General features: G+C 72.4%; 22 protein-coding genes. 21 read left to right on the top strand and 1 reads right to left on the bottom strand.

The annotated features are described in order from the left end of the window. Positions 1 to 84: 84 nt before the first annotated feature. The 4 genes from ACFW3D_RS16835 (at position 85) to ftsH (ending at position 6,747) form a co-directional block, all read left to right on the top strand. Positions 85 to 2,562, top strand: a complete 2,478-nt coding sequence (locus tag ACFW3D_RS16835; protein ID WP_500504899.1) for a [protein-PII] uridylyltransferase — start codon at positions 85 to 87, stop codon at positions 2,560 to 2,562. A gap of 85 nt (positions 2,563 to 2,647) precedes the next feature. After that, a complete protein-coding gene (gene ffh / locus ACFW3D_RS16830) occupies positions 2,648 to 4,186 on the top strand; it encodes a signal recognition particle protein (protein WP_500504898.1) in 1,539 nt (512 codons plus the stop codon). A gap of 74 nt (positions 4,187 to 4,260) precedes the next feature. Continuing rightward, positions 4,261 to 4,776: a GNAT family N-acetyltransferase gene (locus tag ACFW3D_RS16825; protein ID WP_500504897.1), complete on the top strand. Its 516-nt coding sequence runs from the start codon at positions 4,261 to 4,263 to the stop codon at positions 4,774 to 4,776. A 36-nt stretch (positions 4,777 to 4,812) separates the two neighbouring features. After that, on the top strand, positions 4,813 to 6,747 hold the full coding sequence (gene ftsH, locus ACFW3D_RS16820; protein ID WP_500504896.1) for an ATP-dependent zinc metalloprotease FtsH: 1,935 nt from the start codon (positions 4,813 to 4,815) through the stop codon (positions 6,745 to 6,747). 76 nt (positions 6,748 to 6,823) lie between these two features. On the opposite strand, the gene ACFW3D_RS16815 is transcribed toward ftsH, so the two are convergent. Further along, a complete protein-coding gene (locus ACFW3D_RS16815; protein WP_500504895.1) occupies positions 6,824 to 7,660 on the bottom strand; it encodes a class I SAM-dependent methyltransferase in 837 nt (278 codons plus the stop codon). Positions 7,661 to 7,876: 216 nt separating this feature from the next. On the opposite strand from ACFW3D_RS16815, the gene proS reads away from it, so the two are divergent. The 17 genes from proS (at position 7,877) to whiG (ending at position 21,445) form a co-directional block, all read left to right on the top strand. Beyond that, on the top strand, positions 7,877 to 9,289 hold the full coding sequence (gene proS / locus ACFW3D_RS16810; protein WP_500504894.1) for a proline--tRNA ligase: 1,413 nt from the start codon (positions 7,877 to 7,879) through the stop codon (positions 9,287 to 9,289). Positions 9,290 to 9,479: 190 nt separating this feature from the next. Beyond that, on the top strand, positions 9,480 to 10,070 hold the full coding sequence (locus ACFW3D_RS16805) for a hypothetical protein (protein WP_319140678.1): 591 nt from the start codon (positions 9,480 to 9,482) through the stop codon (positions 10,068 to 10,070). 226 nt (positions 10,071 to 10,296) lie between these two features. Further along, entirely contained in the window at positions 10,297 to 10,728 is a 432-nt protein-coding gene (rpsP, locus tag ACFW3D_RS16800; protein WP_018562959.1) for a 30S ribosomal protein S16, read from the top strand. A gap of 2 nt (positions 10,729 to 10,730) precedes the next feature. After that, positions 10,731 to 10,970, top strand: a complete 240-nt coding sequence (locus ACFW3D_RS16795) for an RNA-binding protein (protein WP_018562958.1) — start codon at positions 10,731 to 10,733, stop codon at positions 10,968 to 10,970. Positions 10,971 to 11,061: 91 nt separating this feature from the next. Next, a complete protein-coding gene (gene rimM / locus ACFW3D_RS16790; RefSeq protein WP_500504893.1) occupies positions 11,062 to 11,586 on the top strand; it encodes a ribosome maturation factor RimM in 525 nt (174 codons plus the stop codon). A 4-nt stretch (positions 11,587 to 11,590) separates the two neighbouring features. Further along, positions 11,591 to 12,400: a tRNA (guanosine(37)-N1)-methyltransferase TrmD gene (trmD, locus tag ACFW3D_RS16785; protein ID WP_500504892.1), complete on the top strand. Its 810-nt coding sequence runs from the start codon at positions 11,591 to 11,593 to the stop codon at positions 12,398 to 12,400. Positions 12,401 to 12,531: 131 nt separating this feature from the next. Beyond that, on the top strand, positions 12,532 to 12,882 hold the full coding sequence (gene rplS, locus ACFW3D_RS16780) for a 50S ribosomal protein L19 (protein ID WP_500504891.1): 351 nt from the start codon (positions 12,532 to 12,534) through the stop codon (positions 12,880 to 12,882). Positions 12,883 to 12,923: 41 nt separating this feature from the next. Next, positions 12,924 to 13,562 (top strand): signal peptidase I, encoded by a 639-nt coding sequence (lepB, locus tag ACFW3D_RS16775; protein WP_500504890.1) that lies wholly within the window; start codon positions 12,924 to 12,926, stop codon positions 13,560 to 13,562. Continuing rightward, the gene (gene lepB / locus ACFW3D_RS16770) at positions 13,555 to 14,694 is read left to right on the top strand and encodes a signal peptidase I (RefSeq protein WP_500504889.1); all 1,140 of its coding nucleotides are present in this window, start codon (positions 13,555 to 13,557) and stop codon (positions 14,692 to 14,694) included. Before lepB (ACFW3D_RS16775) ends, lepB (ACFW3D_RS16770) begins: the two co-directional genes overlap by 8 nt. Beyond that, on the top strand, positions 14,591 to 15,475 hold the full coding sequence (gene lepB, locus ACFW3D_RS16765) for a signal peptidase I (protein ID WP_500504888.1): 885 nt from the start codon (positions 14,591 to 14,593) through the stop codon (positions 15,473 to 15,475). The genes lepB (ACFW3D_RS16770) and lepB (ACFW3D_RS16765) overlap by 104 nt, the downstream gene beginning before the upstream one ends. Before the next feature lie 43 nt (positions 15,476 to 15,518). Beyond that, complete coding sequence (lepB, locus tag ACFW3D_RS16760; RefSeq protein WP_500504887.1) at positions 15,519 to 16,289, top strand: signal peptidase I; 771 nt, start codon at positions 15,519 to 15,521, stop codon at positions 16,287 to 16,289. Positions 16,290 to 16,291: 2 nt separating this feature from the next. Further along, complete coding sequence (locus ACFW3D_RS16755) at positions 16,292 to 16,771, top strand: NUDIX hydrolase (protein ID WP_500504886.1); 480 nt, start codon at positions 16,292 to 16,294, stop codon at positions 16,769 to 16,771. 39 nt (positions 16,772 to 16,810) lie between these two features. Continuing rightward, a complete protein-coding gene (locus tag ACFW3D_RS16750; protein ID WP_018562949.1) occupies positions 16,811 to 17,137 on the top strand; it encodes a DUF2469 domain-containing protein in 327 nt (108 codons plus the stop codon). A 101-nt stretch (positions 17,138 to 17,238) separates the two neighbouring features. After that, positions 17,239 to 17,610 (top strand): YraN family protein, encoded by a 372-nt coding sequence (locus ACFW3D_RS16745; protein ID WP_500504885.1) that lies wholly within the window; start codon positions 17,239 to 17,241, stop codon positions 17,608 to 17,610. After that, positions 17,610 to 19,220 (top strand): YifB family Mg chelatase-like AAA ATPase, encoded by a 1,611-nt coding sequence (locus tag ACFW3D_RS16740; RefSeq protein WP_500504884.1) that lies wholly within the window; start codon positions 17,610 to 17,612, stop codon positions 19,218 to 19,220. Before ACFW3D_RS16745 ends, ACFW3D_RS16740 begins: the two co-directional genes overlap by 1 nt. A 5-nt stretch (positions 19,221 to 19,225) precedes the next feature. Then, the gene (dprA, locus tag ACFW3D_RS16735) at positions 19,226 to 20,458 is read left to right on the top strand and encodes a DNA-processing protein DprA (protein WP_500504883.1); all 1,233 of its coding nucleotides are present in this window, start codon (positions 19,226 to 19,228) and stop codon (positions 20,456 to 20,458) included. A gap of 150 nt (positions 20,459 to 20,608) precedes the next feature. Next, positions 20,609 to 21,445 carry an RNA polymerase sigma factor WhiG gene (whiG, locus tag ACFW3D_RS16730; RefSeq protein WP_500504882.1) on the top strand — a complete coding sequence of 279 codons (837 nt, stop codon included), beginning with the start codon at positions 20,609 to 20,611 and terminating at the stop codon, positions 21,443 to 21,445. Positions 21,446 to 21,461 lie beyond the last annotated feature (16 nt).

The following is a 21,461-nucleotide window of genomic DNA, read 5'->3' as shown; positions in this document are numbered from 1 at the left end:
GGGGCGCGGCCGGGAACCCGGCCGCGCCCCTTCGCACCACCGGATCCGAGCAGTTCCACCGCACGGCCTGCGACGGGAGACACAGTGACGGAGAACGTCGACGCGAAAGCCCACGACGGACACGCCCCTGCAGGCTACGCGGCGGCCCGGCTGGCCCTCCTGACCGGCGAGGGCCCGTCCGGGCCGCCGCGGCGCAAGGCGCTGGCCGCCCTCACCGACGGCTGGCTCGCCGACCTCGCCCGCGGCGCCGCCGACCGGACCGGGGCCCGTGGCTGGTCGCTGGTCGCCGTCGGCGGCTACGGCAGGGGCGAGCTCTCCCCGCGCAGCGACCTCGACCTGCTGCTCCTCCACGACGGCTCCGCCGGACCCGGGGACCTCGCCGGCCTCGCCGACGGGATCTGGTACCCGGTCTGGGACCTGGGGGTCGCCCTCGACCACTCCGTCCGCACCCCCGCCGAGGCCCGCAGGACCGCCGCCGAGGACCTCAAGGTCCAGCTCGGCCTCCTCGACGCCCGCCACGTCGCGGGCGACACCGCCCTCACCGCCTCCCTGCGCACCGCCGTCCTCGCCGACTGGCGCAACCAGGCCCCCAAGCGGCTCCCCGCACTCCACGAGCTGTGCATGGAGCGGGCCGAGCGCCACGGCGAGCTCTCGTACCTGCTGGAGCCCGACCTCAAGGAGGCCCGCGGCGGCCTGCGCGACGCCACCGCCCTGCGTGCCGTCGCCGCCTCCTGGCTGGCCGACGCGCCCCGCGAGGGACTGGAGGACGCCCGCACCCGGCTGCTCGACGCCCGGGACGCCCTCCACCTGGTGACCGGCCGCGCCACCGACCGGCTGGCCCTGCAGGAGCAGGACCAGGTGGCCGGCGCGCTCGGCCTGCTGGACGCCGACGCGCTGCTGCGCCAGGTGTACGAGGCCGCCCGGACCGTCGGCTACGCCTTCGACGTCACCTGGCGCGAGGTCGGCCGGGTCCTGCGCTCCCGCCAGATGCGGCCCCGCAGGCGCGGGCTGCTCGGCCGCTCCCGTCCCGAGCAGGCGAACGCACCCGAGCGCACCCCGCTCGCCGAGGGCGTCGTGGAGCACGAGGGCGAGGCCGTCCTCGCGCTCACCGCCAGGCCCGAGCGCGACCCCGTGCTGCCGCTGCGCGCCGCGGCGGCCGCCGCCGAGCACGGCGTACCGCTGTCGCTGCACGCGGTCCGCCGGCTGAGCGTGGCCCAGGCGACCAGGCCGCTGCCCGTGCCGTGGCCCGCCGAGGCCCGTGAACAGCTCGTCACGCTGCTGGGCGCGGGGGAGTCCACCGTGCAGGTGTGGGAGGCCCTGGAAGCGGAGGGCATGATCACCCGGCTGCTCCCCGACTGGGAGCGGGTCCGCTGCCGCCCGCAGCGCAACGCCGTGCACATCTGGACAGTCGACCGGCACCTCATCGAGTGCGCGGTGCGCGCCTCGCGCCTGACCCGCCGGGTCGGCCGTCCCGACCTGCTGCTCATCGCCGCCCTGCTGCACGACATCGGCAAGGGCTGGCCCGGCGACCACTCCGAGGCCGGCGAGGTCATCGCCCGCGACGTCGCGGCCCGCTTCGGCTTCGGCCGCGCCGACGTGGAGACGCTGGCCCTGCTCGTCCGCCACCACCTGCTGCTGATCGACACCGCGACCCGGCGTGACCTGGACGACCCCGCCACCGTGCAGGGGGTCGCCGACGCCGTCCGCGACTCCGAGACCCTGGAGCTGCTGCACGCGCTGACCGAGGCGGACGCCCTCGCCACCGGCCCGGCGGCCTGGAGCGCCTGGCGTTCCTCGCTCGTCGGCGACCTGGTCAAACGGGTCTCCGCCGTCCTGGCGAGCGGGGCGGTGCCCGAGCCCGCCGACCGCGAGCCCTCCGCGGAGGAGGAGCGCCTGGCCGTCGAGGCGGCCCGCACCGGCGGCCCGGTCATCGCGCTGCACGCCCACGCCGAGCCCGACCCCGAGGGGACCGCCCCGCGGACCGCGGAAGGCGAACCCGAGCCCGTCGGCGTGGAACTGCTGCTCGCCGTCCCCGACCGCCCCGGGCTGCTCGCCGCGGCGGCCGGGGTGCTCGCCCTGCACCGGCTCACCGTCCGCGCCGCCGACCTGCGCGCGGTCGACCCCATCGGCGACGGCCCGGTGACCCTCCTGCGCTGGCGGGTGGCCGCCGAGTACGGCTCGCTGCCCGAGGCGGCGCGGCTGCGCAACGACTTCGCCCGGGCCTTCGCGGGCTCCCTCGACATCGAGGCGCGGCTGGCGGAGCGCGAGTCCGCGCATCCGCGCCGTCGCGGGGTCACGCCCCCGCCGCCCCGGGTCACCGTCGCCCCCGGCAGTTCGAGCGCGGCCACCGTCATCGAGGTCCGCGCCCACGACGCCCCGGGGCTGCTGCACCGCATCGGCCGGGCCCTGGAGTCCACCGGCGTGAACGTCCGGTCGGCCCGGATCAGTACGCTCGGCGCCAACGCGGTGGACGCGTTCTACGTCACCGGCACGGCCGGCGATCCGCTCCCCGACGTACGCGCGGCCGAGGTCGCCGACGAGGTGGAGCGGGCCCTGCGCTGACGCGGTGGAGACCATTCGCGGGCCGGGCGGATACCCTTGAGGACGACCTGTTCACCCGCCCCCGACCTGAGGATCCGCGACCGACGTGTTCGACACCCTTTCCGACCGCCTCGCAGCGACGTTCAAGAACCTCCGGGGCAAGGGCCGCCTCTCCGAGGCGGACATCGACGCCACGGCGCGCGAGATCCGCATCGCGCTGCTGGAGGCGGACGTCGCGCTGCCGGTGGTCCGTGCCTTCATCAAGCAGGTCAAGGACCGGGCGACCGGGGCCGAGGTGTCCCAGGCGCTCAACCCCGCGCAGCAGGTCATCAAGATCGTCAACGACGAGCTCGTCGGCATCCTCGGCGGTGAGACCCGCCGCCTGCGCTTCGCCAAGCAGCCGCCGACCGTCATCATGCTCGCCGGTCTGCAGGGTGCCGGCAAGACGACCCTGGCCGGCAAGCTCGGCCTCTGGCTGAAGGGCCAGGGCCACGCCCCGCTGCTGGTCGCGGCCGACCTCCAGCGTCCCAACGCCGTCAACCAGCTCCAGGTCGTCGCCGAGCGGGCGGGCGTCGCGGCCTTCGCGCCGGAGCCCGGCAACGGCGTGGGCGACCCGGTCCAGGTCGCCAAGGACTCCCTCGAGCACGCCCGCACCAAGCAGTACGACGTCGTCATCGTCGACACCGCCGGCCGCCTCGGCATCGACGCCGAGATGATGCAGCAGGCCGCGGACATCCGCGACGCCGTGCAGCCCGACGAGATCCTCTTCGTCGTCGACGCCATGATCGGCCAGGACGCGGTCAACACCGCCGAGGCCTTCCGCGACGGCGTCGGCTTCGACGGCGTGGTGCTCTCCAAGCTCGACGGCGACGCCCGCGGTGGCGCGGCGCTGTCCATCGCGCACGTCACCGGCCGCCAGATCATGTTCGCCTCCAACGGCGAGAAGCTGGACGACTTCGACGCCTTCCACCCCGACCGGATGGCCTCGCGCATCCTGGGCATGGGTGACGTCCTCAGCCTGATCGAGAAGGCCGAGCAGACTTTCAGCCAGGCCGAGGCCCAGAAGATGGCCGAGAAGCTGGCCAAGGGTCCCAAGGAGTTCACCCTCGACGACTTCCTCCAGCAGATGGAGCAGGTCCGCAAGATGGGCTCGATCTCCAAGCTGCTCGGCATGCTCCCGGGCATGGGCCAGATCAAGGACCAGATCAACAACCTCGACGAGCGCGACGTGGACCGCACGGCCGCGATCATCAAGTCGATGACCCCGGGCGAGCGCCAGGACCCCATGATCATCAACGGCTCGCGCCGCGCCCGCATCGCCCGCGGTTCCGGTGTGGACGTCAGCGCCGTGAAGGGCCTGGTGGAGCGGTTCTTCGAGGCCCGCAAGATGATGTCGCGGATGGCCCAGGGCGGCATCCCCGGGATGCCCGGCATGCCGGGCATGGGTGGCGGCGCCCGTCAGAAGAAGCAGCAGAAGAAGGCCAAGGGCAAGCGGCAGAGCGGCAACCCGCTCAAGCGGGCCGAGCAGGCGAAGGCCGACGCCGAGCGTCGCGAGCAGCAGGCCGGCGGCGCCTTCGGCCTGCCGGCCGGCCAGGACGGCCAGAACTTCGAACTGCCCGACGAGTTCAAGAAGTTCATGGGCTGATCCGGCCCGGTTCCCGTACGGCGGCGGCACTCCCAGGAGAGGGAGCGCCGCCGCCGCGCGTGCATCATGGACCCATGCGCGTACACATCCGCCCCCCGGAGCCGGCCGACGCCCCCGCCTACCGGCAGGCGGTACTGCGGTCCGCCGAGCACGTCGGACGGTGGAACCCGGTGGAACCGGACGGGCTGCCCGAACTGCTGCGGCGGCAGGGCCCCGTGCTGCGGACGTTCCTGATCCTCGACGAGGAGAGCGGCGGCATCGTCGGCAAGTGCAACGTGGCCAACATCGTCATGGGGCGCTTCCGCAACGCCAGCCTGGGCTACGACAGCTACGTGCCCTTCGTCGGCACCGGGCGGATGAGCGAGGGCCTGCGGCTGGTCGTCGACCGCTGCTTCGCCCCCGAACCGCAGGGCCTGGGCCTGCACCGGCTGGAGATCAACGTGCAGCCGGAGAACGAACGGTCGGTCGCCATGGCCAAGCGCCTCGGCTTCCGTCACGAGGGCTTCACTCCGCGCATGCTCTACCTGAACGACGCCTGGCGCGACCACGAGCGCTTCGCGATCACAGCGGAGGAGTGGCCCGGGGCCTGAGGGGCGCCGGAGCGGTGCTGTCCTTATGGTCGGGATATGGGCAATCCCGTACCGCCCCGGCAGAATCCGGACGACCCATGGCGGACGGAGGGCGCGCCACCCTCGCCGCCCACCCGGCGAAGGCGCCGCATGGGCGGCTGGGGCGGCATGATCCTGGCGGCGCTCGTCGTCTTCCTCATCACCGACCTGGTGCTCTCGTTCTTCACCGGGCCCCGGCCGACCACGATCTCGTACACGGAGTTCGACCGGCAGCTCACCGCGGACAACATCTCGAAGATCTACTCCAAGGGCGACTCCATCGAGGGGCAGCTCAAGAAGAAGCAGGACGTGCCAGGGGCGGCCGAGGGCACGTACATGCAGTTCAAGACCCAGCGGCCGGTCTTCGCCGACGACGACCTGTGGGCGACCCTGACGAAGAACGAGGTCACCGTCACCGCGGAACCGGTGGTCCAGCAGCGCGGACTGCTCTACAACCTGCTGCTGTCGCTGGCCCCGGTGCTGCTGCTGGTGCTGCTCTGGCTCTACGTCTCCCGCCGGATGAGCAAGCTCGCGGGCGGGCTCGGCGGACTGGGCGGCATCGGCCGCAGGGCCCCGCCGCGGCCGGTCGTCCCCGAGCTGGGCGGCCGTACGACCTTCGCCGACGTGGCGGGCATCGACGAGGTGGAGGCCGAGCTCAACGAGGTCGTCGACTTCCTCAAGCGCCCGCAGGCCTACCGGGCGCTCGGGGCGCGGATGCCGCGCGGCGTGCTGCTCGCCGGGCCGCCCGGCACCGGCAAGACCCTGCTCGCCCGGGCCGTGGCCGGCGAGGCCGATGTGCCGTTCTTCTCCGCCTCCGCCTCCGAGTTCATCGAGATGATCGTGGGCGTCGGCGCCGGCCGGGTGCGCGAGCTGTTCGCCGAGGCCCGCAAGGTCGCCCCGGCGATCATCTTCATCGACGAGATCGACACCATCGGCCGCGCCCGGGGCGCCGCGGGCGGCATCGGCGGCCACGACGAGCGGGAGCAGACCCTCAACCAGATCCTCACCGAGATGGACGGCTTCTCAGGCTCCGAGGGCGTCGTCGTCACGGCCGCCACCAACCGGCCGGACGTCCTGGACCCCGCCCTGACCCGGCCCGGCCGCTTCGACCGCGTCGTCCACGTCAGCCCGCCCGACCGTACGGGCCGTGAGGCCATCCTCCGCATCCACCTGCGCCAGGTCCCCCTGGAGGGCGGCATCGACCTGACCGCCGTGGCCCGTGCGACGCCCGGGATGACGGGCGCGGAGCTCGCCAACCTCGCCAACGAGGCCGCGCTGCTCGCAGTCAAGCGCGGCAAGGGCGCCGTCGGGCAGAGCGAGCTCTCCGACGCCCTGGAGAAGGTGCAGCTGGGCGCGGCGCGCCCGCTCGTCATACCCGCCGAGGAGCGCCGCCGCACCGCCTACCACGAGTCCGGGCACGCCCTGCTCGGCATGCTGCACCCGGGCGCCGACCCCGTACGCAAGATCACCATCGTGCCGCGCGGCCGCGCCCTCGGCGTCACCCTCTCCACCCCCGACTCCGACCGCTACGCCTACACCGAGGAGTACCTGCGCGGCCGGATCATCGGCGCGCTCGGCGGCATGGCCGCCGAACACGTCGTCTTCGGGGTGATCACCACCGGCGCCGAGAACGACCTGGAGCAGGTCACCAACGTCGTCCGGGGCATGGTCGGCCGCTGGGGCATGAGCGAGAAGGTCGGCCCGCTCTCCGCGATCCCGGCCGACTCCCAGCAGCCCTACGGACTGTCCGCCGCCCCCGCCACCCTCGACGTGATCGACGCCGAGATGCGCCGGATCGTCGACGAGTGCTACGGGACCGCCTGCCGGCTGCTGAGCCGGCACCGCGAGCAACTGGACGCGCTCGCGGAACGCCTTCTGGAGGCGGAGACGCTGGAGGAGGACGAGGCCTACGAGGCGGCCGGCATACCGCGGCTCGCGAAGGCCGCCGAGTAGTCGCCGAGTAGTCGCCGGGCAACCGTCGCGTGGCCTCGGCCGCGGTCGCGGCCAGGTGCGCGCGGGAACGTCCCGGCTACACCCGGGCCACCAGGTACCGGAACACGTTCTCCATCCGGACCGTGCCGTTGGCGCGCCGGTAGACGTGCAGCACCTCACGCAGCTCCTTGCGCACCTGGTCCTCGTCGGTGGCCGCCACGGCGGCGTCGAAGAGCCCGGTCGACACCAGGCCGCGCACCGCGCTGTCCATGTCGGGGTAGCCGAACGGGCAGGACACCCGCCCCGAGCCGTCCGGGCGCAGCCCCGCGCCCCGCGCCAGGTCCTCCAGGTCGTCCCGGCCGCTGAGCCGCACCGCGGCCGCGGCGGTGGCGTCGCGCGGTTCGGCCAGCCGTGCCGCGACCCGCAGCACCCGCCCGGTGGCGCAGCGCTCGGGCGGCCCCCAGCCGGCCAGCACGACCGGGCTGCCCCGCTCGGCCAGGCCCGCCGCCGCCCTGAGCTCCGGGACCAGCGCCGCCGGCGCCGTCCCCGGGTCGAGGGCGGTGACCATCGTGAACGGCGCTCCGTCCGGCAGGGGGACCTCCTCCGGGCCGCCCGGCACGAGCCTGGTGCGCCCGCGCGACCGTACCGGCGGGGTGCCCCACTGCGGCTCGGGCAGCAGCCGCTGCCGGGCCAACGCGAGACGCCGTTCGTCCGGATCGCATCCCGTGACGACCGCGCCCCGGGCCGAGGCCATCAGCAGCGCGAGTCCCGAGCCGCACCCGATGCCGAGCAGCCGGGTGCGGGGGCCGACCTCCAATCGCTCGTGCACCGCCTCGTAGAGCGGTACGAGCATCCGCTCCTGGATCTCCGCCCAGTCACGCGCCCTGCCGTCGGTCCGGTGTGTCCGTGGGTGCCGTGCGAGCGTAGGTGTCATCGAGCGCCCCAATCAGCCGCGTCGCCGTCTCGCCGAAAGCCTTCCTCGTACGCCCCCCGGTTACGCCGCGCATGTTCTCTGTCACGCCGCGCATGCCCCCGGAGCCAGCCAACTCCCCTTCCGGGTCGTAGTCCAGAGGTTTGAACGTGAGGATTGCGCCGATTCCCGACCCGGCCGATTCACGTCCGGTGCCGCTGTCCCCGTACCATCTGCGGCATGGCAAAGGCTCCCGTACTCACGCCCCAGGCGGACGACTTCCCGCGCTGGTACCAGGACCTGATCAACAAGGCCGAGCTGGCCGACAACGGCCCGGTGCGCGGCACCATGGTCATCCGGCCGTACGGGTACTCGCTGTGGGAGCGGATGCAGCAGGAGATGGACGCGCGGATCAAGGAGGCGGGCGCCCAGAACGCGTACTTCCCGCTCTTCATCCCGCAGTCCTACCTGACCCGGGAGGCCGAGCACGTCGAGGGCTTCGCGCCGGAGCTGGCCGTGGTCACCCACGGCGGCGGCAAGGAGCTGGAGGAGCCGGTCGTCGTCCGGCCCACCTCCGAGACGATCATCAACGAGTACTTCTCCAAGTGGGTGCAGAGCTACCGCGACCTGCCCCTGCTCATCAACCAGTGGGCCAACGTGGTCCGTTGGGAGATGCGCTCGCGGCTCTTCCTCCGTACGAGTGAGTTCCTGTGGCAGGAGGGCCACACGGCGCACGCCACCTACGAGGACGCCCGCGACTACGCCGCGATGATCCACCGCGACGTGTACGGCGACTTCATGACCGAAGTCCTCGGCATCGACGTGGTCCTGGGCCGCAAGACCGCCCGCGAGCGCTTCGCCGGCGCCGTCAACACCCTCACCCTCGAGGGCATGATGGGCGACGGCAAGGCGCTGCAGCTGGGCACCAGCCACGAGCTGGGCACCAACTTCGCCAAGGCCTTCAACACCTCGTACCTGTCGAAGGAGGGGCAGCAGGAGCTGGTCTGGCAGACCTCCTGGGGCGTGTCGACCCGCATGGTCGGCGGCCTGATCATGTCCCACGGCGACGACAACGGACTGCGCGTGCCGCCGCGCCTGGCGCCGGTGCAGGCCGTCGTCCTGGCGATCAAGGGTGACGACGCGGTCGTCGCCAAGGTCCGCGAGATCGGCGACCGGCTCAAGGCCGCGGGCGTCCGCGTCCAGGTCGACGTGCGCACCGACACCCCGTTCGGCCGGCGCGCCGTGGACTGGGAGCTCAAGGGCGTCCCCGTCCGCGTCGAGGTCGGGCCGCGCGACCTGGAGAACGGCACGGCGATGCTCGCCCGCCGCGTCCCCGGGGGCAAGGAGCCGGTGGCGATCGACGAGCTGGCCGCGCTGCTGCCCAAGGTGCTGGAGGAGGACCAGGCCACGCTGCTGCGCCAGTCCCGCGAGCGCCGCGAGTCCCGCACCGTGGACGTGGGGACGATCGCCGAGGCCGCCGAGGCCGCGGCCACCGGCTGGGGCCGCATCCCGTGGGCGGACCTCGGCCCGGAGGGCGAGGCCAGGCTGGCGGAGCAGGGCGTGTCCGTCCGCTGCCTCCTCACCGAGGACGGCCGGGTTCCGGAAGCGGACGACGCGCCGGGTACCGTCGCGATCGTCGCGCGGGCATACTGACCGTCAACTGACTGAAAAGCGACGTACGTAATCGGCGGTACGTCCATGCTTGAGGCGGGTGCGTGACTTCTCCACTGTCCTCCGCACCCGCCCTCAGCCGTACGCATCATCCGGAACTGACTAGTACGTGCAAAATATTTGGGATGGCCCGGTATCGGAACACAGGGCGCCCCCGGCTCGTTGTCACGACGTGAGCACGACACCACCAGTCCTCGCCGCCGAGCTGGCAGTCGCATGGGCCGACATTCAACGGCACCATCCCGAACTGCCCGACCTGGCCGCCCCCGAGTCCCTGATCGGAGAGTCCTCGTCCGCGTGCGGCACGGAGCTCTCCTTCGAGCGCCTGCTGCACGAGGCCGTCCACGGAGTCGCCGCCGCACGCGGCGTCCGGGACACCTCGCGGGCAGGTCGCTACCACAACCGTCGATTCCTCGCCATCGCCGACGAGCTCGGCCTCGACCACTCCGAGGAGCCGCACCCCAGCAGCGGCTTCTCCCTGGTCCAGCTGCGCCCGGACACCAAGAAGCGCTACCGGGCGACGATCGACCGCCTGCAGCGCGCGCTCAGAGCGCACACCGCGGCGACCGCCGCCGACACCGCCCGCAGTTTCCGCGGGCCCGCCGCCCGGCACGGGTCCTCGGGCGGAGGCGTACGGGTGAAGGCGGTCTGCGACTGCGGACGCAACGTCCGGGTCGTGCCGTCCGTGCTCGCGCAGGCGCCGATCGTCTGCGGGGCGTGCGGTACACCGTTCCGGATTCCGGAGGCCGCGGCGGTCGCGTGAGCGCACGCCGCGGCACGGGGGCGGAACGGCACGGGGGACACCGCCGGCGGGGTCGCCGGCGTACGGCGGCATGCCCGCCGTATGGCAGAATGGTCAGCTGAGCACTCGGCAGCCGTGCAGGACCCCTCTCTCCTTCGGCTGACGCGTCCGTCGGGCGACCGGCTCCACAACCCCACGTGGCGGTCCGGCCTGCCCAACCACGTCAACACCAGGAGAACCCACTCCCGTGGCAGTCAAGATCAAGCTGAAGCGTCTGGGCAAGATCCGTTCGCCTCACTACCGCATCGTCGTCGCCGACTCCCGTACCCGCCGTGACGGCCGGGCCATCGAGGAGATCGGTCTGTACCACCCGGTCCAGAACCCGTCGCGCATCGAGGTCAACGCCGATCGCGTCGCGTACTGGCTGGGTGTCGGCGCGCAGCCGACCGAGCCCGTGCTCGCCATCCTGAAGAAGACCGGCGACTGGCAGAAGTTCAAGGGCGAGCCGGCTCCGGCCCCGCTCCTGGTCGCCGAGCCCAAGGCCGACAAGCGCGCCCTCTTCGAGGCCGCCGCCAAGGACGCCGGTGACGAGCCCAAGGGTGAGGCCATCACCCAGAAGGCCAAGAAGTCCGACAAGAAGGACGAGGCCGCCGAGGCGGCCGAGTCGACCGAGGCCTGATCGTGCTCGAGGAGGCCCTCGAGCACCTGGTCAAGGGCATCGTCGACAATCCCGACGAGGTGCAGGTCGCCGCGCGCACCCTGCGCCGCGGGAAGGTCCTCGAGGTCCGGGTGCACCCCGACGACCTCGGCAAGGTGATCGGCCGCAACGGCCGCACCGCCCGCGCCCTGCGCACCGTCGTGGGCGCGATCGGCGGACGGGGTGTACGCGTCGACCTCGTCGACGTGGACAACGTCCGCTGAGGTACGCAGCACCGGCACGGGCCGGGGGTGGCAATCGGGCCGCCCCCGGCCCGTGGTCTTATCCGACACGTGAGCACAGGAGCGCGAACAAGTGCAGCTGGTAGTGGGACGCATCGGCCGCGCCCATGGCATCAAGGGCGAGGTCTCGGTGGAGGTGCGCACCGACGAGCCGGAACTGCGGCTCGCCCCGGGCGCCGTGCTCGTCACGGACCCGGCCTCGGCCGGCCCGCTCACCGTCGAGACCGGCCGGGTGCACAGCGGCCGGCTGATGCTGCGCTTCGCGGGTGTCAAGGACCGCACCGGTGCCGAGGCACTGCGCAACGTCCTGCTCATCGCCGACGTCGACCCGGACGAGACGCCGGAGGACCCCGAGGAGTTCTACGACCACCAGCTGGTCGACCTCGACGTGGTCACCACCGACGGGACCGAGGTCGGCCGGATCAAGGAGATCTCCCACCTGCCGTTCCACGACCTGCTGGTTGTCGAACGGCCGGACGGCAGCGAGGTGATGGTGCCCTTCGTCGCCGAGATCGTCCCCGAGATCGACCTCGAGCAGCAGCGGGCGGTCATCGACCCCCCGCCCGGCCTGCTGGACGAGGCCGAGGCGGAGCAGTAGGACCATGCGCATCGACGTCGTCACGATCTTCCCCGAGTACCTGGAGCCGCTGAACGTCTCCCTGGTCGGCAAGGCCCGGGCGCGCGGCCAGTTGGACGTACGCCTCCACGACCTGCGCGAGTGGACCCACGACCGGCACAACACGGTCGACGACACCCCCTACGGCGGCGGGCCCGGCATGGTCATGAAGCCCGAGCCGTGGGGCGAGGCCCTGGACGCGGTCCTGGATTCGGGCGAGGGTGAGCCCGTGCTGGTGGTCCCCACCCCGAGCGGCCGCCCCTTCACCCAGGAGCTCGCGGTCGAGCTGTCCGGGAAGCCCTGGCTGGTCTTCACCCCCGCCCGCTACGAGGGCATCGACCGGCGGGTCATCGAGGAGTACGGCGACCGGCTCGACGTCCGCGAGGTCTCCATCGGCGACTACGTACTGGCCGGCGGCGAGGCCCCGGTCCTGGTCATGGTCGAGGCGGTCGCCCGCCTGCTGCCCGGCGTACTCGGCAACGCCGAGTCCCACCGCGACGACTCCTTCGCCCCCGGCGCGATGGCCGACCTGCTGGAGGGCCCGGTCTTCACCAAGCCCCCGGTCTGGCGCGACCGCGGCGTGCCGGAGGTGCTGCTCAGCGGCCACCACGGCAAGGTCGCCCGCTGGCGCCGCGACGAGGCCTTCCGCCGTACCTCGGAGAACCGCCCCGACCTGATCGAGCGCTGCGACCCGGCGACCCTGGACAAGAAGGACCGCTCGATGCTCGCCGCACTCGGCTGGGTGCTCGGCGAGGACGGGCGATTTGGGCGAGCCGCGGAGTCCGTGGAAGAATAGGCGGCTGCCGTAGTGCGTCCGGCGTGCGCCCCTGCCACAGGGGGACATGACGACCGTCCGACGGGCCGGCATTCGTATCACCACCACAATCCGCCGATGACCTGTGGCATGGGCGAAGAAAGCAGACGAACATGTCCCACGTGCTCGACACCGTCGACGCCGCGTCGCTGCGCAGCGACGTCCCGGCCTTCCGCCCGGGTGACACCGTCAACGTCCACGTCCGCGTGATCGAGGGCAACCGCTCCCGTATCCAGCAGTTCAAGGGCGTTGTCATCCGTCGCCAGGGTTCCGGCGTCCGTGAGACCTTCACGGTGCGCAAGGTCTCCTTCAGCGTCGGCGTCGAGCGTACCTTCCCGGTGCACAGCCCGATCTTCGAGAAGATCGAGCTCGTGACCCGCGGTGACGTGCGTCGCGCCAAGCTGTACTACCTCCGTGAGCTGCGCGGCAAGGCCGCGAAGATCAAGGAGAAGCGCGAGCGCTGAGCCCGCCGGGCGCATGCGGAGCCCTATAGGCTCTGCGCTCGATGGACACAGAGGTACACCCCCCGGAGCGCGACCGCGCCGATGCCGCCGAACGGCGGGATGAGCGGTCGCGCTTCGGCGTACGTACACAGCGGTACGCGCTGCTCGTCGTGGCGGCCGCGGCCGTGGTCGCGCTGGTCAACGTCTTCGTGGCGCAGCCCTTCGAGATCCCCAGCGGGTCGATGGAGAACACCCTGCGGGCCGGGGACCGGGTGCTTGTCAACAAACTGGCGTACCGTTTCGGCAGTACGCCGGCCAGGGGCGACATCGTGGTGTTCGACGGCAAGGGTTCGTTCGTGCAGGACTCCGGCGGGACCGACTTCGTCAAGCGCGTCGTCGGTGTCGGTGGGGACCGGGTGACCTGCTGTGACGAGGGGGGCAGGATCACCGTCAACGGGCGCCCGCTGGAGGAGACCTATCTTTATCCCGGGGACACGCCGTCCCGGGTAGCGTTCGACATCGAGGTTCCGAAGGGGAGGCTGTGGGTGATGGGTGACCACCGTGCCGACAGCCGGGATTCCCGTGACCATCTCGGTGACCCCGGCGGGGGCACGGTTCCGGTGGACAAGGTGATCGGCCGGGCGGAGGCGACCATTTGGCCGCTGGGCCGCCGCCGATCCCTCGACGGCGCCCATGGGTAGCCGCGGTCGGGCGCGTCCCGGCCAGCCGAGCCGAGCCGAGTACCTGGGCGAGGAGCCGGCGGGCCCGCGCAGGGGCGGCGGCCGGGCCGACCGGCGCAAGCTGGCGCGGAAGGTCAAGCGCAGGCGCCGTCGTTCCGCCGCCAAGGAGATACCCCTGCTCATCGGGGTCGCGCTGCTGATCGCGCTGGTGCTCAAGACCTTCCTGCTGCAGGCCTTCGTCATCCCCTCGGGCTCGATGGAGCAGACGATCAGGATCGGCGACCGCGTCGTCGTCGACAAGCTCACGCCGTGGTTCGGCTCCCGTCCGCAGCGCGGCGACGTGGTGGTGTTCAAGGACCCGGGCAACTGGCTGGACGGCGAACAGGCCCAGTCCGGCGAGGACCCGGTGGTCGTCAAGCAGGTCAAGGAGTTCTTCACCTTCATCGGACTGCTGCCGTCCGCGGACGAGCAGGACCTGATCAAGCGGGTGGTCGCGGTGGGCGGCGACACGGTGAAGTGCTGCGACGCCCAGGGGAAGGTCACCGTCAACGGGACCCCGCTGGACGAGCCCTACATCCATCCCGGGAATCCGCCGTCGGAGATCAAGTTCACGGTCAAGGTCCCGCCCAACCGGCTCTTCGTGATGGGCGACCACCGCTCCAACTCCGCGGACTCCCGCTTCCACCTCAAGGACGCGGGCAACGGCACCGTGCCCGAAAGCCTGGTGGTGGGCAGGGCGTTCGCCGTGGCCTGGCCGATGGGCCACTGGGCGGGGCTGAAGGAACCGGCGACGTATGCCGGCGTCGCCGCGGCCGGGGGTTCGGGCGCGTCTGCCGCGAGGGCGGGTCCGGGAGTGGCAACATCCAACAATCGGCAAGGAATGACCCCGCTCCCGACTCCTGCGGAACTTCCGCTCGTTATGGGGGCAGTGGGCTTGCGCCGCACATGGCGCGGGCGGCAGCGCGCAGCAAGCGGAGTAGGGAGTGGATGTGGGGGACCTGGTGGTCGGCGCAAGGTCCGGACGCGGAGAGCCGGAGGATCGGGACCCCATGTCGGGCGGCTCGGCGGGCAACGGCGAGGCGCCGGTAGGAAAGAAGGGCCCGGACGCGGGCGCGGAGACCTCCGAAGAGGCGAGGGACACGGACGACCGTGACGGCGGCGGGGAGAAGAAGCAGCAGCAGCGCTCCTTCTGGAAGGAGCTGCCGCTGCTGATCGTCATCGCCCTCGCGCTGGCCTGGCTGATCAAGACGTTCCTGCTGCAGGCGTTCTCCATCCCCTCGGCGTCGATGGAGAACACGCTCAGGATCGGCGACCGTGTCCTGGTCGACAAGCTCACGCCCTGGTTCGGCTCCGAGCCGGAGCGCGGCGAGGTCGTGGTCTTCCACGACCCGGGCGGCTGGCTCGGCGAGACCGTCCCGGTGGACACCAACCCGGTGACGAACGCGATCCAGAAGGGTCTGAGCTTCGTCGGTCTCATGCCGTCCGCGGAGGAGAAGGACCTGATCAAGCGGGTCATCGCGGTCGGTGGCGACACGGTGGAGTGCAAGGGCACCGGCCCGGTCAAGGTGAACGGCAAGGCGCTGGACGAGCCGTACATCTACCCGGGGAACACCCCCTGCGGCGACCGTCCCTTCGGCCCGATCAAGGTCCCGCAGGGCCGCATCTGGGTCATGGGCGACCACCGGCAGGACTCCCTGGACTCGCGTTACCACCAGAACCTGCCGGGCAACGGCACGGTCTCCGTGGACGAGGTCGTCGGCCGCGCGGTCGTCGTGGCCTGGCCGATCGGCAACTGGTCGACCCTTCCCGTGCCCAGCACCTTCGACCAGCCCGGCATCAACGCGACGGCCGCGGGTCTGCCGGTCGCGGGCGGACTGGCCGGTGCGGTCCCGCTGGTGATGTGGCGGCGGCGCCTGATCAACCGGACCGGCTGAGAGGGCTGCCGCCGGTCCGTACCCCCGGGTAGGGTGCGGACGCATGAGCACGAGCACACGCACGGGCACGCGGACGGCGACGGGGCGAGCGGGCGAACAGGGCGGCGGACGGACCGGACGGATGGTCTCCGGTCTGGCCGTCGCCCTCGGCTGTGTCCTCTTCCTGGGCGGTTTCGTCTGGGGGGCGCTGGTCTACCGGCCGTACACCGTCCCCACCGGATCGATGACCCCGACCGTGGACGCGGGCGACAAGATCCTCGCCCAGCGGATCGACGGCTCCGAGGTGCGGCGCGGGGACGTCGTGGTCTTCACCGACCCGCTCTGGGGCGACGTGCCCATGGTGAAGCGGGTCGTGGCGGTCGGCGGTGACAAGGTGGCCTGCTGCGACAAGCAGGGGCGGCTCACCGTCGACGGCAAGCCGGTCGACGAGCCGTACCGCCTGGACACCGGGAGCCCGGCCTCACCGACCTCCTTCTCGGCCACCGTGCCCCGGGGCAACCTGTTCATGATGGGTGACAACCGGGCGACGTCGGAGGACTCCCGCTTCCGCCTCGGCGACGCCGCCAACGGCTCCGTGCCGCGCAGCACGGTGTCGGCGCGGGTCGACGGCGTGGTCTGGCCGTTCGGCCGGGCGGGCATGGTCGACCGGACCGGGGCCTTTGCCGCGGCTGCCCTGCCGGGCGACGGCCCCTCCGATCCCGGTCCGCTGCGCACGGTGGGCGTGGCGATCGCGGCCGGCGTGGTCCTGATCTTCGCGGGTGCGGCCTACGGCCCGGTCGCGGACCGGGCCCGGCGACGTCGGGCGGCGCGGTAACCATGCGCAGGCGCGCGGCCCGGGTCGTCCTGCTCGACCCCTCCGACCGGATCCTGCTGCTGCACGGGTACGAACCGGACGACCCGTCCGTCACCTGGTGGTTCACCCCGGGCGGCGGGGTGGAGGAGGGCGAGAGCCTGGAGGCCGCGGCGCGCCGCGAGCTGGCGGAGGAGACCGGGATCACCACGGCCCTGCTCGGGCCGGTGCTGTGGGAGCGCTCGTGCGCCTTCGACTTCGACGGCCGGCGCTGGGAGCAGGACGAGTGGTACTACCTGGCCCGCACCGACGACCTCCGGGTGCACACCGGCGGTCTCACCGAGCTGGAACAGCGCAGCGTGGACGGCCTGCGATGGTGGACCTGCGGGGAACTGCTCGCCTCGCATGAGACGGTGTACCCGACCAGGCTCGCCGGGCTGCTGCGCACGCTGCTCGACGAAGGTCCCCCATTGTCCCCGATTCACCTGGGGACGGAGCGTGACTGACGCACAATGGGGGGACGTACGGCTGAAGGGGAACATGCCATGAGCGCCGAGGACCTCGAGAAGTACGAGACCGAGATGGAGCTGAAGCTCTACAGGGAGTACCGGGATGTCGTCGGCCTGTTCAAGTACGTGATCGAGACGGAGCGTCGTTTCTACCTCACCAACGACTACGAGATGCAGGTGCACTCGGTCCAGGGTGAGGTGTTCTTCGAGGTCTCCATGGCCGACGCGTGGGTGTGGGACATGTACCGGCCGGCGCGCTTCGTGAAGCAGGTGCGCGTGCTGACATTCAAGGACGTGAACATCGAGGAGCTGAACAAGGCCGACCTCGACCTGCCCTCGGACGACTCCGGCTTCAACGGCTGAGGCCGCCGGGGCCCGCGGGGCCCGCGGGTTGTCCACAGGCTTCCATCAAGATCGTCTCTTGGGCGCCACCTCCCTCACAGTGAGTGACGGAGGTGGTACGGATGAACGCCCGAGGAGCTTTCGGACGCTACGGCGAGGAACTGGCGGCACGGTCGCTGACCGAGGCCGGGATGACCGTGCTGGAGCGGAACTGGCGGTGCCGGCACCGCGAACGGCACGGCGAGATCGACATCGTGGCGGCGGACGGGGACGCGCTCGTCGTGTGCGAGGTGAAGTCACGCGCCGAGAGCTGCGGTGAGCACCCGATGGCCGCCGTCACCCCGCGCAAGGCCGAGCGGCTGCGGCGGCTGGCCGAGTGCTGGCTCGCCGACCACGGCGGACCGCCGCCGGGCGGCGTGCGGATCGACGTGGTGGGTGTGGTGCTGCCGGCCCGGGGCGCCGCCCGCGTCGAGCACGTGCGGGGGGTGGAGTGATGGGCTTCGCCCGTACGTGTTCGGTGGCGCTGCTGGGCGTGGAGGGCGTGGTCGTCGAGGTCCAGGCGGACCTGGAGGCGGGGGTCGCGGCGTTCACGCTGGTGGGGCTGCCCGACAAGAGCCTCAGCGAGAGCCGTGACCGGGTCCGGGCCGCCATCGTGAACAGCGGTGAGACCTGGCCGCAGAAGAAGCTCACGGTCGGTCTCAGCCCGGCCTCCGTGCCCAAGGGCGGCAGCGGTTTCGACCTTGCGGTGGCGTGCGCCGTCCTCGCCGCGAACGACCGCGTCGCCCCGCGCGACATCGCCGACCTGATGATGATCGGCGAGCTCGGCCTCGACGGACGGGTCCGCCCGGTCCGCGGCGTGCTGCCCGCGGTCCTCGCCGCGGCCGACGCCGGGTACCGCCATGTCGTGGTGCCAGAGCGCACGGTCGCGGAGGCCTCGCTCGTGCCGGGGGTCTCCGTGCTCGGGGTCCGCAGCCTGCGGCAGCTGATCGCACTCCTCAACGACGAACTCGCCCCCGAGGAGGACGAGGAGCCCGCCGACGGACGGCCCGACCCGATGCTGGCCGGCCTCACGCTGCCCGGCGCAGGCCACGGCACGGGGCTCGCCGACACCGGCACCCCCGATCTGGCCGAGGTCGCCGGCCAGGGCGCCGCGAGGACCGCCCTGGAGGTCGCGGCCGCGGGCGGCCACCACATCTACCTCAAGGGGCCACCCGGCGCGGGCAAGACGATGCTCGCCGAGCGGCTGCCCGGGCTGCTGCCGCCGCTCACCCGCCAGGAGTCGGTGGAGGTCACCGCCGTGCACTCGGTCGCCGGGATCCTGCCGGCCGGCCGGCACATGGTGGACCAGCCCCCGTACTGCGCGCCGCACCACTCGGCGACCATGCAGTCCCTCGTCGGCGGCGGGAACGGGCTGCCGCGGCCGGGTGCCGTCTCGCTCTCCCACAAAGGAGTGCTCTTTCTGGACGAGGCCCCCGAATTCAACGGTCAGACCCTCGACGCGCTTCGTCAGCCCCTGGAGTCCGGGTACGTGGTGATCGCCAGGGCCGCCGGGGTCGTCCGCCTTCCCGCGCGGTTCCTGCTCGTCCTCGCCGCCAATCCGTGCCCCTGCGGGCGGTACGGCGCTCCCGGGGGCCTGTGCGACTGCACGCCGAGCATGATCCGCCGCTACCAGGGACGGCTGTCCGGGCCGCTCCTGGACCGGGTCGACCTGCGGGTGGAGGTGGAGGCCGTCAGACGCTCCGAGCTGATCGGCGGCGCCGGCTCCGCCGAGTCCACCGCGGTGGTCGCGGGGCGGGTGCGGGAGGCCCGCGAGCGTGCCGCCGTCCGGTACGCGGACACGCCGTGGCGGCTCAACAGCCAGGTCCCCGGTCATGAACTGCGTACCCGCTGGGCCGTGGCGCCGGGGGCCCTTCGCTCCGTCGAACGGGACATGGAGCGCGGACTGCTCACCGCCCGGGGGCTCGACCGGGTCCTGCGGGTGGCCTGGACGGTCGCCGACCTCGCGGGCCGTGACCGGCCGGCCGGCGTCGACATGGAACGCGCCCTGGAGCTGCGCACAGGTGTGCGCCGCGGCATGGTGACGGCGGCGGGGGACGTGCGATGACGCGGATGCCGCCCGCATGGGACGGGGACGCCGGGCCGGACCCCGAGGAGGAGCCGCCTCCGTCCCCCGGGGAGCGCCTGGCCCGGGCCGCCGTGACGCGGATCGCCGAACCCGGCGACGGGCTCGTCGGCACCTGGCTGCGCGAGTTCGGCCCCGTCGAGACCGTACGAGCCCTCACCGCCGGTGAGGAGCTGCCCGGCGCGGGGGAGCAGCGGGCGGCCGGGTACGCCCTGCGGGCCCGCCGCACCCGGCCCGAGCAGGACCTGGTGGCGGCCCGGGCCACGGGCACCCGCTTCGTGTGCCCCGGTGACCCGGACTGGCCGCAGCAGCTCGACGACCTGGGCGACGAGCGCCCCTACGGGCTCTGGGTGAGCGGCGGCGCCTCGCTGAGGATGTGGGCGCTGCGATCGGTCGCCGTCGTCGGTGCCCGCGCCTGCACCGACTACGGCTCCCACATGGCGGCGTCCCTCGGCGCGGACCTGGCGGAGGCGGGCTGGGTCACCGTCTCCGGGGCCGCCTACGGCATCGACGGCGCCGCGCACCGCGGCGCGCTCTCCGTGACGGGGGCGACCGTCGGGGTCGTCGCCTCCGGAGTGGACGTGCCCTATCCGCCGGGTCATGCCGAGTTGATCGGACGCATCGCCGAACAGGGCCTGCTCATCGGTGAATTGCCGCCCGGTTCGCACCCCACCCGCAGTCGCTTCGTGCTCCGCAACCGCGTGATCGCCGCCCTCACCCGGGGCACCGTCGTCATCGAGGCCCAGTACCGCAGCGGTTCCCTGATCACCGCCCGCCGGGCCCGCAAGCTGGGCCGTTTCGTCATGGGGGTCCCGGGTCCCTGCACCTCGGCGCTGTCCCACGGGGTCCACGAGCTGCTGCGCGCCGACGGGGTCCTGGTCACCGGCGCCGCCGACGTCATCGAGCTCGTCGGCCGCATCGGCGAGGACCTCGCGCCCGAGCGCCGCGGTCCGGTCCTTCCGCGGGATCTGCTGCCGCCCGCGGCCGCCCGGGTACTGGAGGCCCTGCCCGCCAGGGGTGGGGTCGGCTGCGCGGAGCTCGCGCTCGCCGCGGGCAGCACCCCCGACGCCACGCTCACCAGGCTCCATGAGCTGCACGCACTCGGTTTCGTCGAAAGGGACGGCCCACACTGGAAATTGGCGCACGGGTGCGAGAACGCTCACACGGCGGAGGGAGGGCGCCAGCCGACACGCTCTCCCGGTGAACACACCATCAGGTGACAGGACGGTTCTTGACCTGGGACCCCCTGGATGGCGAGGTTATGGGGACGCCCGAACGTCGCCCTGAGCGACGCTGCCATCACGCTACGCTCAAGGAGGTTCGAGTCCCGCCCGTCCCTCAGGTCAACGCAGAACGGCTCAGATCGACGCATGCACCGGCACACTCCCGGGCACGAAGGCAGCACGGCGGCGACCGCCGTCACCGGAAACCCCCGCCCGCCCGCCCCCACCTCGCTCGACGCGCTGTGGCGGACCTACAAGGCCACGGGGGACGCGCGTCTGCGCGAGCAGCTGATCCTGCACTACTCGCCCCTGGTGAAGTACGTGGCGGGGCGCGTGAGCGTCGGCCTGCCCGCCAACGTGGAGCAGGCGGACTTCGTCTCCTCCGGGGTCTTCGGACTCATCGACGCCATCGAGAAGTTCGACCCGGAGCGCGCGATCAAGTTCGAGACGTACGCGATCACCCGGATCCGGGGCGCCATGATCGACGAGCTGCGCGCCCTGGACTGGATCCCGCGCTCGGTGCGCCAGAAGGCCCGTGCCGTCGAGCGCGCCTACGCCACCCTCGAGGCCTCCCTGCGCCGCACCCCGAGCGAGGCGGAGGTCGCCGCCGAGATGGGCATCGCCCTGGAGGAGCTGCACGGAGTCTTCAGCCAGCTCTCCCTGGCCAATGTCGTCGCCTTGGAGGAACTGCTCCACGGGGGCACCGAGGGCGGCGACCGGCTCACCCTGGTCGACACCCTGGAGGACACCGGCGCCGACAATCCCGTCGAGGTCGCTGAGGACCGCGAGCTGCGCCGGCTGCTGGCCCGCGCCGTCAACACCCTGCCCGAGCGCGAGAAGACCGTGGTCACCCTCTACTACTACGAGGGGCTCACGCTCGCCGAGATCGGCCAGGTGCTCGGGGTCACCGAGAGCAGGGTCAGCCAGATCCACACCAAATCCGTTCTGCAATTGCGCGCGAAACTGGCCGACGTCGGCCGTTGACGCCGCTTTGGCGACG

This window comes from Streptomyces sp. NPDC058864 (assembly GCF_042742985.1).
Classification (GTDB): domain Bacteria; phylum Actinomycetota; class Actinomycetes; order Streptomycetales; family Streptomycetaceae; genus Actinacidiphila.
The sequence above is the reverse complement of the archived record's forward strand: the minus strand, read 5'-3'. Positions and strand labels throughout refer to the sequence as shown.

Coding starts and splice junctions, on each gene's coding strand:
- ACFW3D_RS16825 (WP_500504897.1), top strand. CDS start 4,261: ATGCGCGTACACATCCGCCCCCCGGAGCCGGCCGACGCCCCCGCCTAC.
- ftsH (WP_500504896.1), top strand. CDS start 4,813: ATGGGCAATCCCGTACCGCCCCGGCAGAATCCGGACGACCCATGGCGG.
- ACFW3D_RS16815 (WP_500504895.1), bottom strand. CDS start 7,660: ATGACACCTACGCTCGCACGGCACCCACGGACACACCGGACCGACGGC.
- proS (WP_500504894.1), top strand. CDS start 7,877: ATGGCAAAGGCTCCCGTACTCACGCCCCAGGCGGACGACTTCCCGCGC.
- trmD (WP_500504892.1), top strand. CDS start 11,591: ATGCGCATCGACGTCGTCACGATCTTCCCCGAGTACCTGGAGCCGCTG.
- rplS (WP_500504891.1), top strand. CDS start 12,532: ATGTCCCACGTGCTCGACACCGTCGACGCCGCGTCGCTGCGCAGCGAC.
- lepB (WP_500504890.1), top strand. CDS start 12,924: ATGGACACAGAGGTACACCCCCCGGAGCGCGACCGCGCCGATGCCGCC.
- lepB (WP_500504889.1), top strand. CDS start 13,555: ATGGGTAGCCGCGGTCGGGCGCGTCCCGGCCAGCCGAGCCGAGCCGAG.
- lepB (WP_500504888.1), top strand. CDS start 14,591: ATGTCGGGCGGCTCGGCGGGCAACGGCGAGGCGCCGGTAGGAAAGAAG.
- lepB (WP_500504887.1), top strand. CDS start 15,519: ATGAGCACGAGCACACGCACGGGCACGCGGACGGCGACGGGGCGAGCG.
- ACFW3D_RS16755 (WP_500504886.1), top strand. CDS start 16,292: ATGCGCAGGCGCGCGGCCCGGGTCGTCCTGCTCGACCCCTCCGACCGG.
- ACFW3D_RS16750 (WP_018562949.1), top strand. CDS start 16,811: ATGAGCGCCGAGGACCTCGAGAAGTACGAGACCGAGATGGAGCTGAAG.
- ACFW3D_RS16745 (WP_500504885.1), top strand. CDS start 17,239: ATGAACGCCCGAGGAGCTTTCGGACGCTACGGCGAGGAACTGGCGGCA.
- ACFW3D_RS16740 (WP_500504884.1), top strand. CDS start 17,610: ATGGGCTTCGCCCGTACGTGTTCGGTGGCGCTGCTGGGCGTGGAGGGC.
- dprA (WP_500504883.1), top strand. CDS start 19,226: ATGCCGCCCGCATGGGACGGGGACGCCGGGCCGGACCCCGAGGAGGAG.
- whiG (WP_500504882.1), top strand. CDS start 20,609: ATGCACCGGCACACTCCCGGGCACGAAGGCAGCACGGCGGCGACCGCC.